We start from the raw sequence: 13,013 nt of genomic DNA, 5'->3' as shown, positions 1-13,013 counted from the left end.
AAAATACACATTAGTTATTAGAACCATATTTTTAGGTAGCCTTCGCCATGACCTTTGTTGTCACTGAAAATTGTATTAAATGTAAATATCAAGACTGCGTAGAAGTTTGTCCAGTAGACTGTTTCTATGAAGGTCCAAACTTTCTAGTGATCAATCCGGATGAATGTATCGATTGCGCACTTTGTGAACCTGAATGTCCAGCAAATGCAATTTTCTCTGAAGATGAACTGCCAGAAGGTCAAGAAGTATTTATTGAACTAAATGCTGAGTTATCACAAACTTGGCCAAACATCACCCAGATTGGTGACCAACCTGCTGACCGTGAAGAATGGAATGGTAAAGCAGATAAGTTACAATACTTAGAAAAGTAAGCCACAAAAAGATCAGCATAAGCTGATCTTTTTTTATACCTAAAACACACATTTGATTGCAATATTTCCAATTTTTCCTCACAAATTTGGATTAAAATAATAGGCGTATTTTTTAAATATTTGATTTCTATAATGAAGAAATTTTTAAAGGGATTATTTGCGGTTAGCATAATCCCCTTAGTGATGATTGGCTGTACGACTTCATCTCACAAAGGCCAGACCATCACAACTCCTGATGGAAAACGTATTTTTATCCCACAAGAGAAAATTATTTTTGACCGCCCTGCTCCACCTAAAATTATTCCTTATACCTACAATGCTTGGATGTCTGTCGGTGACACGCTAGCACGCGTACGTGAGTATGAAGTTTTTCTTGAACGTAATGGTGTCGGAAATATCATCCCAAGCTTTGAACTACTCAGAACAGCGCGTGACTGGCAAAAATGTGGTCGAGCACAATATATGGTGCCCAATCGTGAACTTTGGAAAAACCAAATTGCGACCTTAAAAGTGTTCAAATATTTAGTTGCAGCCAAAGTACTGACCGATTTTGAAGTCACTTCAGTTTATCGTGATCTGCCTTTAAACCAATGTGCTGGCGGTGCAAACTCGTCACGCCACTTATTCAATTCTGCTATCGATTTTCGAATTGGGTCTGAAAACCCACAACCTGAAGATTATGCTTATATTGAAAATACAAAATATCGTCTATGCCAATTTTGGACCCAACATGGTCAGAGCTTGAACATGGGCTTAGGTTTATATGCTTCTGGTCAGATTCACATTGATACCCAAGGATATCGTACATGGGGCCCAGACCTCAGTCGCAATTCTTCGATGTGTAGTTACTAGTTTTTAAAAATTTAAAAGAGGTCAATATGACCTCTTTTTTTGAGCATTGATTTCAACAAATATGGTCGGATAAATTGCACTCTGAAAATAAAAGTTTAAAATGCTCCACATCGCAACCAAGGTGAACATGCTATGCAACAAATGTGGACAGAGATTGATAACTATATCGATGCACATTTAATTCCTGAAGACCCAATTCTACTGCAAACTTTAGAAAATACAGAGAAGCATGGTTTTCCAGATCACTTAGCTGTTGCACCCAACCAAGGTATGCTTTTACAAATGCTGATTCAAATGAATCAATGTAAGCGGGTATTGGAGCTCGGCACTTTTGCCGCCTATAGCACCATGTGGTTAGCGCGTGCTTTACCTGAAGACGGCTATATTTTAACGATTGAGGGTCGTGATACGCATGCCGCGATGGGTCAAGAAAATATCGACAAAGCTCAGCTCAAACAAACCATTGAACTCAAATGTGGACGTGCAGCAGATATCCTTAAATCACTGCCCGCAGATATTGAACCTTTCGACTTTATTTTTATCGATGCCGATAAACAAAGCTACCCAGAATATTTGGAATTAAGCCTGAACCTATCTCATTCAGGTACTTTGATTTTCCTTGATAACGTGATTCGTGCAGGCGATATTATCAATCCTGAAAATCATAAACCAAGTATTGAAGGGATTCGAGATATGTTCAAAGCGATGCAAAACCATCCGAAAATTTTGTCATGCACCGCACTTCAAACGGTCGGTAGCAAAGGACATGATGGATTTGCCTTAGCCATTGTAAAATAAGCCAAAACTTAGATTAAAAAACAATCGATTAATTTAAGCTTATATAAATTATAAACTTACATTTACTGTCCATATAGTTATCCACAATTATTGCGGATAACTATGGATAAAACAGTTCCAATTTAGATAAATCACTCTAAATTAACGGGCAACCAGTAAAGGAACTTTGGCATTCCTAAAAATGGTGGTTGCAATACTGCCCAAGAAGAACTGATGAATTTTACTGTGGCTGAACGCACCGAGCACAATCAGTTGTATGCCATGCTCATTTTGGTATTCCAAAATATTTTCAGCCACGTCGCCGTAACGATATTCTGTAATCACATCCAAATTTGCATCTTTCAGATATTGTTCAGGCTCTCTTAAAATTTCAGGGTGGTCACCGACATAGACCAAATGGCATTGTAAGAGGCGCAGTAAATCACTTTGTGCAATCCGTTTCATCATCTTCACACACGTCGGTGAATACTCGTAGGCAAAGATAAAGCGCGTAGGTGGCTTAAAGCTATCACCTACCGTCATGACGGTACAGTTTGCACCACGGATAAAGTTTTCAACATTACTGCCCAATGGTTTATTGCGTTCAGCCGATTTCTCACCCACACGGCCAATCACCACAATGTCATCTTCATGCAATAAGTTAAAACTTTGCTCTAGAAAGTCACCCTTTTCTTGAATATGCGTTGTATGTAGGCCATGCGTTTCGAGAATAAGTTTAGAAATATGATCAAGTAAATTATTACTATAACTGAGCGCAAGTTCACTTTGTTTTTGCTCTAATTCAGCCAACTCTTTGAGCAACATTGCATTGCTTTCAAATCCAATTACCCCGCTAATTTCACCTAAGTGATAACTTGCAGGATAATAATCCAAAACTTGTAAAAGGACCAATTCCCGCCCCGTCTGTTTTGCAATCCACGCCGCAGCTTCTGCTAGGGCATTGATACAAGGGGAAGAATCAATACATGCAATGACTCGTTTCATTATCGCCTCTCATTACACCGCATTTGGTATAAGGTCTCATTGTTGTTCTAAACTTAGCATATCTTTTTTTTTGATGGCAGGTTTTTATGTAATTAAGTATTGATAAATGTTCAATATTCTTTGATATCTTAATCACGTAAACGGATAAACTGTGCAGGATTGCCAGCAACAATCGATTGCTCGGCGATATCTTTGGTTACCATACTATTCATTCCCACCACAGCATGTGCACCAATTTTCACCCCATCTTTCACGCCCACATGCGCACCCAACCAAACATCCCGTCCAATTTCTATCCCTTGTGAACGCACAGGTTGTTGATAAATTGGATCGCTAAGTGCCATGCCATGATCAAAGGCATACAAGTGACAATAGGCCGCAATACGCACTTGATCATGTAACTTAATCCCCACACGACCACCATCTAAAATACAATGATGGTTAATCGCAACTTCACTGCCAATCTCTAAAGGCCCATGCAAAGTACAATCGGCAGCAATAAAAGTGTTGTCTCCAATGACAATTTTGCGGCCAGGCTCTGCAAATATGTGTGCCAATGGAGAAATAAAACAGTTTTGACCAATTTCAACGGTTTCCATTTCCATTAGATAAGCTTGGTATTCTTGCTGCCATGCTTCAGCCCACACACGGTTTTTAGGCTTGAGCGACCAATACAACCAGGGCATATAGTTTAAGCGATGCTTATGCTGCTCACGATATTTTAATAAGGGATCAGTCATGATGGTCATCCACAATTTTTAAGGCCTCACGTCCACGGGTCACATCTTGTATTTTAAGTGCGAGCGCTTCAATCTGATGCACTTGTAATAAAGCCTCTACAAGCACGCCATCCTCAGTATATTGCTCATTAAACTCAATCTGCTGGCTATTCAGCTCGTACTGGAAAATTGCCCATTCATTAAATTGGCAGGCAAAATGCACTTTTTTCTTCTCAATGAGTTCTATTTTTTCAGCCAACAGTAAACACTGTCTTGCAGTTCCACCATAAGCACGTACCAACCCGCCTGTGCCTAACTTGACGCCACCATACCAACGATTGACCAAAACCAAAACATTGGTGAGTTCATTGCCTTCAATGGTGGCCAAAATAGGACGACCTGCGGTACCTGAGGGTTCACCGTCATCATTGAAACGAACATTATGACCAATTTTCCATGCCCAACACTGATGCGTGGTGCTGATATCTTTATATTGCTCTAGAAAATCTTTAACGGCTTGTTCATTTTCAACAGGCACAGCAAAAGCTTGAAAACGACTTTTCTTAATGTCTTCTTCATAGCTCACTAAACTAGAGATGGTAAATGGCATAGCATAATTTTTAAAAATTTCACAAAAAATTATAACGTACTTTCAATCAGCTATCGTATGAAAATAGCTTTTCGCTTTAAGCCCACATAAAATAAAGAGATATGCATACTGTGGAGCATGCTGAAAAAGCGATTTCAAAAGGATGGTAGAGCGCGCAGTTTGAATATAAAGGGATGCCCTATTCTTAATTCAATGCAAAGAGATCGATTAAACATATTGGGGGGAAAATCTGCGCCAATTATTTTCATTGGCGCAGAATAATCTTATACAGTGAAATCATCACCAAGGTAAACTTGACGCACGGTTTCATTGGCTAAGATTTCATCTGGAGAGCCTTCAGCAATCACCGCACCCTCACTCACGATATAAGCACGTTCACAAATCGCCAAAGTCTCACGAACGTTATGATCCGTAATAAGAACGCCAATGCCGCGGTCTTTTAGAGTACGAATAATATCTTTAATGTCACCCACTGAAATTGGGTCAACCCCAGCAAAAGGCTCATCGAGTAACATAAATTTTGGATCGGCTGCCAGTGCACGTGCAATTTCAGCACGACGACGTTCACCACCTGACACACTCATACCCAATGAATCTTTAATATGGCTAATTTTGAAATCAGCCAGCAATTCATGCAAACGCTGTTTACGTTGTTCTTTATTTAGATCTTTGCGCGTTTCCAAAATCGACATAATATTTTCAGAAATAGTGAGTTTTCTAAAAATTGAGGCTTCTTGAGGTAAGTAACCAATGCCTTTACGCGCACGTTCATGCATGGCCAAATCAGACATGTCTAGGTCATCAAGATGAATTTCGCCTTTGTCCATACGCACCAGTCCAACCACCATATAGAAGCTGGTAGTTTTCCCTGCACCATTCGGACCCAGTAAACCTACGATTTGTCCGCTTTGCATGCTAAAAGATACATCTTTCACTACCCAACGCTTACTGTAGTTTTTCGCGAGATGCTTAATACATAGGGTTTGTGGCTGATTGAGAGTTTGCTCCATTAGTCACGCGCTCCTGGGAAGGATTGAGAACCTGAAGGTGGAATCACAATTTGAACACGACCACTCGACGAACCACTGTTATTTGGTGTGCCAATCGCTTCGATATCACCTTTGTTCATACTATAACGCAATGTATTACCACGAATACTGGCACCATCTTGTTCTAGAAGTGCACTACCCGATAAGGTAATAATGCCTGTTTCTGCATTATAAATAATCTTTTGCGCCTGACCTTTAGCAATACCTTTATTGGTACTGACTTGCTGCTGGAAACGTGCAGGCTTACCATTGGCCGTAATGGTGCTAATTTGACGGGTTTGATTTAAATTGGCAACAATCGAATCCGCTTGTAGTTTCATCGTGCCCTGTTCAATGATGACATTGCCCGTGTACGTCGTTACACCCGTTTTTTCATTAAAAGTCGCACGATCTGCAACCAACGAAATCGCTTTACTACGGTCACTTGGCAGCGCCAAAGCAAAAGTTGAAACAGCCACACCTAAACTCAGTGCAAGTGTTTGCTTGAGGAAAGTTTTCGAAATAGAAAATTTTGGATTATGGTTCATACTTCCCTCGAATATGGAAAAAGTCATATTGACCCGTATTTAAATTCGCTTTTAAGCCCTGACTGACAAATTCGGCTTGTGGTGTCGTAACAACCACTTGATGCTGAGATTCAAGTTCACGCGTCTGTGGAAACGCAGTCAGTTCTGCTGTCTCAAACTGCATCTGACCTTGATCCAACATTTTCTTTGCAACCACTTGGTTTGTCAGAACGACTTTTTCGTTGTCGTTAATACCATTGGCTTGCTTGGCATAGAAAGTTGCATCCACTTTTCCATCTTTATACATCTCAGCATTTAAGTTTTCTAACTTAGAGGTCTTCTTTTGCATATCCTGCTCAAGACGGTCTACTTTTGCGCGGACGTATAAATGACCCTGCTCATCTGTTTGAGTCAGTTGGATCTGTTCAGCAGAATAGGTCATGCTTTGCGCACCATCGACCTCGAGCTTTTGCCCTTTTCCGCTGTAATAGTAATAACCACTACTGATAGCCGCAATGGCTACAGCAGTGATATATAAAACTTTAGTATCCATAAATGTTAACTAAACTCTCATGCATGCATACAGATTAATGCGGGACTGCGGTGTACTTTTCAAGTAAAGTTTCGTATACACCTTTGGCTTGTAAAATCATATCGCAGATTTCACGTACCGCGCCACGTCCACCCATCGCTTGAGTCACCAAATCGGCACGACGACGCACTTCTAAATGACCATTTGGCACGGTCACTTTCATGCCTGCAATGGCAAATGCAGATAGGTCAGGCCAGTCATCACCCATGTATAAACAATCTTCGGGTGAAATACCAAATTTTGCACAAGCCTCGCGCAGTGCAACACCTTTGTCTTCACGGCCTTGATAAACAAGGTCCACGCCCAAATCAGACATGCGTTTTTCTACGATCTGACTTTTACGTCCTGTGATAATAATCACTTTCACACCAGCTTGCTGAACCAGTTTCATGCCTAAGCCATCACGGATATCGAAAGATTTGATTTCGTCCCCCGAGTTGGTCAAAGTCACAAAACCATCACTTAAAATACCATCAACATCCAAAACTAGAGCTTCTACATAACGCGCTTGTTCTAACAAAATATAAGAAGCCATTTTTTAATTTACCCCAGCTTGAATCAGGTCATGCATACTCAAAACACCAATGACTTTATTGCTCTCATCAACAACGACAAATTGGTTAATTTTCTTTTCATTCATTCGCTCTAATGCTTCAACAGCACGTGCTTCCGGTGAAATCGTCAGCGGGCTCTTAATCATCACATCAGACACCGCCAAGTTCACATCGAAACCTTGCTGTTTATCAATCAAACGGCGTAAATCACCATCAGTAAAAATCCCCAATAGATGATCATTGTCATCCACAATTGTGGTTAAACCTAGGCGTTTGTTAGAGATTTCGTACAGAACTTTGTTCATTGCTGTATCTGGAGACACTTTCGGTAGTTCGTCTCCAGTGTGCATTAAATGCTTCACATGTAATAACAAGCGTTTACCCAAAGCACCCGCAGGATGCGAGCGTGCAAAGTCATCTGAGGTAAACCCGCGTGCATCTAACAGTGCAACAGCCAATGCATCACCCAAGGCTAAAGTCGCCGTTGTACTTGATGTTGGTGCTAGCCCCAATGGACAAGCTTCTTGAATATTGCCCAACGTCAGCGCCACATCAGCATTCTGTGGCATCGGCCCACGCTCATCACCACTGATGGTAATTAAAGGCACACCCAAATATTTGATCAAAGGCATCAGCATCATGATTTCATCACTCTTGCCCGAGTTTGAAATCGCAATCAGCACATCACCTGCAACCAACATCCCTAAATCACCATGCCCCGCTTCACCTGGGTGCATAAAGAATGATGGCGTACCTGTAGAGGCAAATGTGGCTGCCATTTTTCGGCCAATATGCCCTGATTTACCCATGCCAGTAATGACTAAGCGACCTTTACACTTTAAGATAATTTCACAAGCACGGCTAAAACGATCATCGATTTGCTTAGCAAGTACCGAGAGTGCCTGACGCTCTATCTCTAGTGTTTCTAAAGCAACTTTTTGGAAATCAATGGGATTTGACATATTTTCAGAATTCAACGTTGTTTTACCTGAACCGTGTGACGAAATGAAACGTCAGCACATAAAAAATAATTTTCGCAATTTTATCATATCTCTGTAGGCAACTAGCGTGGAAATCTTTGGATTTTCACAACATATCTACAAATGTGTTTTGCTGATGATGGAAGACCTTTGTTTCAAGTGCATATAGCTCGCTCCCTTTTCATTATTTATTCTTTCGGCCACGTATGACTGCACAACCTTCACACTAAGAGGCTCTTATTTACTCCCTAACTTAAACTAAATAAAAAGTAGCCATCACAAAACTAAACAATGTCGCTAATTCAATTATTTCAATACTGGCACCAATAGTGTCTCCCGTCACACCGCCAATACGCTGTATAAATTTATACCGCAAATACCACAATACCAAATAAAACGTGGCAATCACCACAACACCAATCCATGCCCAATACAAAGCCACCAAAGGTATCAGCAGTAAAAGTGCCATTGCAATTGGTCGTGGCAAATATTGGCCCAACTGGCTGCCGAGTCCTTTAGCACGCACATAGTCTGTGCTTAAAAAGAAAAATAGCGGCACGAGACGCCCTAAGGCAGGAAATAAAATGAGTGTGCTATAACACTGCTGCTGCAATAACACATACAGTGCAGACCACTTTAATATGCATACAATGACAAGGCTGAGTACACCTATCGGCCCACAACTCGGATCTTTCATGATCTCAAGTGTGCGTGCTTGATCGCCAAAACCACCGACCCAAGCATCTGCGGTATCGGCCAAACCATCCAGATGCAAACCACCCGTCAGCCAAATCCATAACACCAGAATCACACTGCTTAACAGCACAAGTGGCAAAGCATGCAATAACAGGGCAATCCCATACAGAATGCCGCCTATGAGCAAACCAACTACAGGATAAAATAACAGTGCTTGCGCATTTTGCTGAGGCGTTGGCATTGCGCTTAAACGAACTGGAAAGGTCGTTAAAAACTGCAGTGCAATCCAAAAAGGTGTCATTACACGTCCTCACTTTGAATAAACTGAAGTTGCCCTTGATCGAATACAAAACGGTTCAACTGTGCCAACTCTGCTGACATTTTTAAAAGGTCATTAGCATTTTGCTTCAGCGCTTGGCATTTTAAGAGTTTAATCACTCCACCATGGGAAATAATCAATGCGCGTGTCCAGCCCTGCGCATACATTTGTTGGGTCAAGGTCTCTACAGACTCTAGAACACGACTTTTAAATGCCAATAAGCTTTCTGCCTGGGGCGGTGTAAAGCTTAACGGTTTTTGCCAAAATTGAGCCAATTCATCTGGGTAGAGTTGATAGAGTCGATCGGTCGGCTGAGCTTCCCATTCTCCAAAATCCATTTCTTGCAAATTCGGTTCTATATACAAAGGGAGCTGTTTTTGCTCCGCCCACTGCTCTGCAAATAGACGGCAGCGCTGTAATGGTGAGCTATAAATGACATCCCACGCCGGCCTAAGCTGCTCAGCCTGGGCGATAGTAGACTGCATTTGCGCCCACCCCTTCGCAGTCAAAGCATCATCCGTTCTACCCCGTAAGGTATGGCTTAAGCTGGTTTCGCCGTGGCGTAGGAAGTCTAAATACAACATCCTTAAACTTTCTCACCAATCACGGCTGCTTCAGCAAATGTTGCCATCTCATTGTGTAAGTGACAGGCGAGTTTGATCAGCCCAAGTGCAGCTCCTGCTCCACTGCCTTCACCTAAACGCAGATTCAACTTCAATAAAGGCATTGCTTTAAGTTCTTCTAATAAACGTACATGACCATATTCAGCCGACTGATGCCCAAAAAGCATCCAAGCGCGAACGTCTGGATTTAAACGTACTGCGAGCAATGCCGAAACAGTACTGATAAACCCATCTACCACCATTGGCAGCCCCAATTGCGCACAGCGAATATACGCGGCTGTCATGGCTGCAATTTCAAGCCCACCCACCGCACATAAGGCTTTAAACGGATCATTCCCGACATATTGCGCATGCAGTGAAAGTGCTTGGTCAATCACCTGTTTTTTATGTATCAATTGTTCAGTACGGATACCTGTTCCAACACCCGTGAGCTTTTCAGCGGGTTCAGCCAATAAAAAACAAGCCACGGCTGAGGCTGAACAGGTATTTCCAATGCCCATCTCACCCGCGACATAGATATCTGCCCCATAAGCGATGGCATCTTCCACACTTTTTTGCCCCAAAGCAAAAGCAGCTTCACATTCAGCCTCAGTCATGGCTGGAGTTTGAGCAAAGTTCGCCGTCCCAGCACGGATGCAGTGGCGTTCAACCCCGACATATTCATACGCCTCACCGACTGAACCACAGTCGATGACTTGTAACTTGGCTTGATACTCTTTGGCAATCACACTAATACATGCCCCGCCAGTTGCGAAGTTCTGCAACATTTGACGTGTCACCGCTTGTGGGTAGGCAGAAATATTTTCTTCCATCACTCCATGATCACCTGCAAAAATTGTAATCCATGGGCGGTCTATCTTGGGTTTTACAGTATTTTGCAAACTAGCTAAAGTCACTGCAACCGATTCAAGCTCCGACAACGAGCCTGTCGGTTTGGTCAACTGTGACTGGCGTGCTAGGGCTTGAGCCAATACAGACTCACTCGGACTTTGACATGCTTCTAACCACCAACTCACACTTGCTCTCCTTTTAAAATCATTGGAAATCCTGCTACGCAGAACACCACTTTTGTTGCAATTTGACCTAACTGCTGATGCAATCGCCCTGCTTCATCAACAAAGCGACGGCTGATTTGTCCCATTGGAACCACACCTAGGCCTGTTTCATTACTCACTAAAATCAGCTCGGACTGTAAATTTCCGACAACATCTAACAACTTCTGGCATTCTTGAACTTGCAAATCTGGGTCAGCATGCATCAGTAAATTACTCATCCATAAGGTCAGGCAATCAACCAAAATAGTTTGGTTTGGACGGTCTAATTTGACCAACTGCTCGGCAAGATAAGTGGGTTCTTCACACAGCCCCCAATCTTCGGGTCGTTGTTGCTGATGGTGTTGAATACGCACTTGCATCTCTGCATCCAAGGCTTGTGCAGTTGCCACATAAACCACAGGCTGCGCCAACTGTTGGGCAATCTGCTCCGCCAAGCGGCTTTTCCCCGAACGTGCACCACCTAAAATCAGTTGCATTGCGCATTCTCCAACTCAATTTGTGTACGTGAAAACAATGGCCCTTGTAGGACATGGGACTGATAAAAACCAAACGTGAGCTTTGAGACATTTAAGCTAGAGTTGATAGCTTCAATTTCAGCCATCCGTGCCAATACATGATCACTACTCACCGCTTCACGGTATAGACCTAATGTAATATGTGGGCAATAACTTAATGCCGCAACTTCCTGCGAGGTATGCAGCAATGTTTTTCTAATTTGATCCAAAAAGCCTTCAGTATCAGCCACTTTTAAAAATAAGGCACTTTCAAAACTATTTAATTCACCCATCTGTAACTGAAAAGATTCTAGTTTTAAATTTTTAAGGCGTTCAATCTGCTGAGTCAGTTGCGCTCGACTAAAGTCATCCGACTGTGTCACCTGTTCCACCCAAAAACCAGCAACAAATAAAGTGATATGGAACTGCCGTTGGTTTGGTTGATAAAGTAGATCTGAAAACTGCTCACGAAGCTGTTTTAAATAGTTGATCAAAACGGGATCATCCACTTCAATATACCAAAGTGCATAGCGTTCTCGTCCCAAATGCCATTCAGGATAGTCTCGAGCTTCGGTCGGTACTACAGTGCTATGGGGTTGAAGAAACACAATTTTAATCACAAATGAAGATGAATAATTTAAGCATATTTTTGTCAAAATTATGGGCTGAAACACCAAGATAATTTCACATTTAAATAAATTATTTTCAGAGAAGCCAAAATCTGTTCAGAGCAACCTGAAGAATGTGTCAGCGAACTCAAACAGATTCCACAAATTCAGGATGAACAGCTCCTCTCTACTGCCAGCGAGCTGTATCTCGCTAAAGCACTTTCCTTAGAAAAATCATCTGCCTGTAAAGTCAGTATTTTAGCCAAGACACAGTCTGAAGAAAAACAGGCACTGCAAAAACAAAACTACCAAAGCTGCCTAGATCAACAACTCGGCATGCTGGATAAAAGCATTCGCTATAGTTATGCCTACATGTTTAACACCAAACGTGGCCCGCAAGACCGTATTTTTGATAACCGTCAAGTCCAACTCCGTGACTTTTATAACCAAGCTATCGCTAAGCTTGTAAATAGTTATCGCTTACGCCATGGGCCATCTGAAGTCGGCAATCAAATAAAAGTGGGGCAAAGTATTTACCGCATAAATTATGACAACTACCCACTTTTAAAAAACCGTCAAGTTGAACAACTGATGTCAACTTACAATATGAACTTTTCAGGCCTACGCTCTATCACACGTCGCGATGGTTTTGGTTCAGAGTTTCTGATTGTCCTCCCACCCGAGCACAATGACACCTCACCAGAAAAAGCCAAATATATTGTCGATCCACTGCATTATCAGTACACCAATGGTCGTAATCCTAACATTCACAATGCCCGTTATTTAGCAGCGACTATTACCGCACAACCACGCTCTGCATCCAATATCGATGAGATCTTAAACAACCCTGAGTTTGAAATCTCAGCTTATGATCCCTATAAGTTTGAATCTGCGAAAATTGCAGGCAAAAGTTACCCTCTTGCTGCAAACTTTTCTGCGCCTTATGGCTTATGGTTGGCACAAAACAATTTAGGTAAAGCCGCGTATTTATCACTGATTGATCGTGATGCACGCCTCACTATGCCGCACCTATACATGCTTGAGCCGTACAACCCAAATAAAAAAGTGGTGGTGCTCGTTCACGGACTAGCCAGTAGTCCAGAGGCATGGATTCGTTTGACGAATGATGTCATGGGCGATCCCGTGCTACGTGAACACTATCAAGTCTGGCAAGTGTTCTACTCGACCAATATGCCAATTTTG

At 42.1% G+C, this 13,013-nt stretch carries 16 protein-coding genes and 1 pseudogene; 4 read left to right on the top strand and 13 right to left on the bottom strand.

The annotated features are described in order from the left end of the window. The first annotated feature begins 47 nt into the window (after positions 1-47). The 3 genes from fdxA (at position 48) to ACY3FQ_RS06030 (ending at position 2,021) form a co-directional block, all read left to right on the top strand. The gene (gene fdxA / locus ACY3FQ_RS06040; protein ID WP_004696359.1) at positions 48-371 is read left to right on the top strand and encodes a ferredoxin FdxA; all 324 of its coding nucleotides are present in this window, start codon (positions 48-50) and stop codon (positions 369-371) included. Between the two features lie 132 nt (positions 372-503). Continuing rightward, the gene (locus ACY3FQ_RS06035) at positions 504-1,223 is read left to right on the top strand and encodes a D-Ala-D-Ala carboxypeptidase family metallohydrolase (protein ID WP_279043944.1); all 720 of its coding nucleotides are present in this window, start codon (positions 504-506) and stop codon (positions 1,221-1,223) included. Between the two features lie 132 nt (positions 1,224-1,355). Next, a complete protein-coding gene (locus ACY3FQ_RS06030) occupies positions 1,356-2,021 on the top strand; it encodes an O-methyltransferase (protein WP_010327063.1) in 666 nt (221 codons plus the stop codon). Positions 2,022-2,162: 141 nt separating this feature from the next. Here the strand turns inward: ACY3FQ_RS06030 and ACY3FQ_RS06025 are convergent, their stop codons facing one another. The 13 genes from ACY3FQ_RS06025 to ACY3FQ_RS05965 form a co-directional block, all read right to left on the bottom strand. Next, positions 2,163-3,005, bottom strand: a complete 843-nt coding sequence (locus tag ACY3FQ_RS06025) for a universal stress protein (RefSeq protein ID WP_004696353.1) — start codon at positions 3,003-3,005, stop codon at positions 2,163-2,165. A 128-nt stretch (positions 3,006-3,133) separates the two neighbouring features. Further along, entirely contained in the window at positions 3,134-3,745 is a 612-nt protein-coding gene (locus tag ACY3FQ_RS06020) for an acyltransferase (RefSeq protein ID WP_125273462.1), read from the bottom strand. After that, positions 3,738-4,334 carry an IMPACT family protein gene (locus tag ACY3FQ_RS06015; protein WP_279043947.1) on the bottom strand — a complete coding sequence of 199 codons (597 nt, stop codon included), beginning with the start codon at positions 4,332-4,334 and terminating at the stop codon, positions 3,738-3,740. Before ACY3FQ_RS06015 ends, ACY3FQ_RS06020 begins: the two co-directional genes overlap by 8 nt. A 263-nt stretch (positions 4,335-4,597) precedes the next feature. Further along, a complete protein-coding gene (lptB, locus tag ACY3FQ_RS06010) occupies positions 4,598-5,344 on the bottom strand; it encodes an LPS export ABC transporter ATP-binding protein (protein WP_004696348.1) in 747 nt (248 codons plus the stop codon). Further along, positions 5,344-5,910 carry a lipopolysaccharide transport periplasmic protein LptA gene (gene lptA / locus ACY3FQ_RS06005; protein ID WP_004696346.1) on the bottom strand — a complete coding sequence of 189 codons (567 nt, stop codon included), beginning with the start codon at positions 5,908-5,910 and terminating at the stop codon, positions 5,344-5,346. The genes lptB and lptA overlap by 1 nt, the downstream gene beginning before the upstream one ends. Further along, complete coding sequence (gene lptC, locus ACY3FQ_RS06000) at positions 5,900-6,442, bottom strand: LPS export ABC transporter periplasmic protein LptC (RefSeq protein ID WP_078389214.1); 543 nt, start codon at positions 6,440-6,442, stop codon at positions 5,900-5,902. Before lptC ends, lptA begins: the two co-directional genes overlap by 11 nt. A gap of 34 nt (positions 6,443-6,476) precedes the next feature. After that, positions 6,477-7,016, bottom strand: coding sequence for a KdsC family phosphatase (locus tag ACY3FQ_RS05995; protein WP_004982122.1), 540 nt, complete (start codon positions 7,014-7,016; stop codon positions 6,477-6,479). 3 nt (positions 7,017-7,019) lie between these two features. After that, the gene (locus tag ACY3FQ_RS05990; RefSeq protein ID WP_004982125.1) at positions 7,020-7,997 is read right to left on the bottom strand and encodes a KpsF/GutQ family sugar-phosphate isomerase; all 978 of its coding nucleotides are present in this window, start codon (positions 7,995-7,997) and stop codon (positions 7,020-7,022) included. A 271-nt stretch (positions 7,998-8,268) separates the two neighbouring features. Beyond that, on the bottom strand, positions 8,269-9,012 hold the full coding sequence (locus tag ACY3FQ_RS05985) for an adenosylcobinamide-GDP ribazoletransferase (protein WP_279043964.1): 744 nt from the start codon (positions 9,010-9,012) through the stop codon (positions 8,269-8,271). Next, the gene (locus tag ACY3FQ_RS05980; protein ID WP_279043965.1) at positions 9,012-9,614 is read right to left on the bottom strand and encodes a histidine phosphatase family protein; all 603 of its coding nucleotides are present in this window, start codon (positions 9,612-9,614) and stop codon (positions 9,012-9,014) included. Before ACY3FQ_RS05980 ends, ACY3FQ_RS05985 begins: the two co-directional genes overlap by 1 nt. A gap of 2 nt (positions 9,615-9,616) precedes the next feature. Continuing rightward, on the bottom strand, positions 9,617-10,669 hold the full coding sequence (gene cobT / locus ACY3FQ_RS05975) for a nicotinate-nucleotide--dimethylbenzimidazole phosphoribosyltransferase (protein ID WP_279043966.1): 1,053 nt from the start codon (positions 10,667-10,669) through the stop codon (positions 9,617-9,619). Next, on the bottom strand, positions 10,666-11,184 hold the full coding sequence (gene cobU, locus ACY3FQ_RS05970; RefSeq protein ID WP_279043967.1) for a bifunctional adenosylcobinamide kinase/adenosylcobinamide-phosphate guanylyltransferase: 519 nt from the start codon (positions 11,182-11,184) through the stop codon (positions 10,666-10,668). Before cobU ends, cobT begins: the two co-directional genes overlap by 4 nt. Further along, on the bottom strand, positions 11,175-11,822 hold the full coding sequence (locus ACY3FQ_RS05965; protein ID WP_489773700.1) for a 2'-5' RNA ligase family protein: 648 nt from the start codon (positions 11,820-11,822) through the stop codon (positions 11,175-11,177). The genes cobU and ACY3FQ_RS05965 overlap by 10 nt, the downstream gene beginning before the upstream one ends. Positions 11,823-11,909: 87 nt before the next feature. Between ACY3FQ_RS05965 and ACY3FQ_RS05960 the strand changes: the two are divergent. Further along, positions 11,910-13,013: pseudogene (locus ACY3FQ_RS05960) on the top strand (lipase family protein); the annotation flags it as partial.

Source organism: Acinetobacter sp. AB03 (genome assembly GCF_058107045.1).
The sequence above is the reverse complement of the archived record's forward strand: the minus strand, read 5'-3'. Positions and strand labels throughout refer to the sequence as shown.

What these genes read in the sequence shown, in the direction of transcription:
- lptB (WP_004696348.1), bottom strand. Translation starts at nt 5,344, where the DNA reads ATGGAGCAAACTCTCAATCAGCCACAAACCCTATGTATTAAGCATCTC.
- ACY3FQ_RS06025 (WP_004696353.1), bottom strand. Translation starts at nt 3,005, where the DNA reads ATGAAACGAGTCATTGCATGTATTGATTCTTCCCCTTGTATCAATGCC.
- ACY3FQ_RS05980 (WP_279043965.1), bottom strand. Translation starts at nt 9,614, where the DNA reads ATGTTGTATTTAGACTTCCTACGCCACGGCGAAACCAGCTTAAGCCAT.
- ACY3FQ_RS06015 (WP_279043947.1), bottom strand. Translation starts at nt 4,334, where the DNA reads ATGCCATTTACCATCTCTAGTTTAGTGAGCTATGAAGAAGACATTAAG.
- cobU (WP_279043967.1), bottom strand. Translation starts at nt 11,184, where the DNA reads ATGCAACTGATTTTAGGTGGTGCACGTTCGGGGAAAAGCCGCTTGGCG.
- ACY3FQ_RS05985 (WP_279043964.1), bottom strand. Translation starts at nt 9,012, where the DNA reads ATGACACCTTTTTGGATTGCACTGCAGTTTTTAACGACCTTTCCAGTT.
- ACY3FQ_RS06020 (WP_125273462.1), bottom strand. Translation starts at nt 3,745, where the DNA reads ATGACTGATCCCTTATTAAAATATCGTGAGCAGCATAAGCATCGCTTA.
- ACY3FQ_RS06035 (WP_279043944.1), top strand. Translation starts at nt 504, where the DNA reads ATGAAGAAATTTTTAAAGGGATTATTTGCGGTTAGCATAATCCCCTTA.
- ACY3FQ_RS06030 (WP_010327063.1), top strand. Translation starts at nt 1,356, where the DNA reads ATGCAACAAATGTGGACAGAGATTGATAACTATATCGATGCACATTTA.
- lptC (WP_078389214.1), bottom strand. Translation starts at nt 6,442, where the DNA reads ATGGATACTAAAGTTTTATATATCACTGCTGTAGCCATTGCGGCTATC.
- fdxA (WP_004696359.1), top strand. Translation starts at nt 48, where the DNA reads ATGACCTTTGTTGTCACTGAAAATTGTATTAAATGTAAATATCAAGAC.
- ACY3FQ_RS05990 (WP_004982125.1), bottom strand. Translation starts at nt 7,997, where the DNA reads ATGTCAAATCCCATTGATTTCCAAAAAGTTGCTTTAGAAACACTAGAG.
- ACY3FQ_RS05995 (WP_004982122.1), bottom strand. Translation starts at nt 7,016, where the DNA reads ATGGCTTCTTATATTTTGTTAGAACAAGCGCGTTATGTAGAAGCTCTA.
- lptA (WP_004696346.1), bottom strand. Translation starts at nt 5,910, where the DNA reads ATGAACCATAATCCAAAATTTTCTATTTCGAAAACTTTCCTCAAGCAA.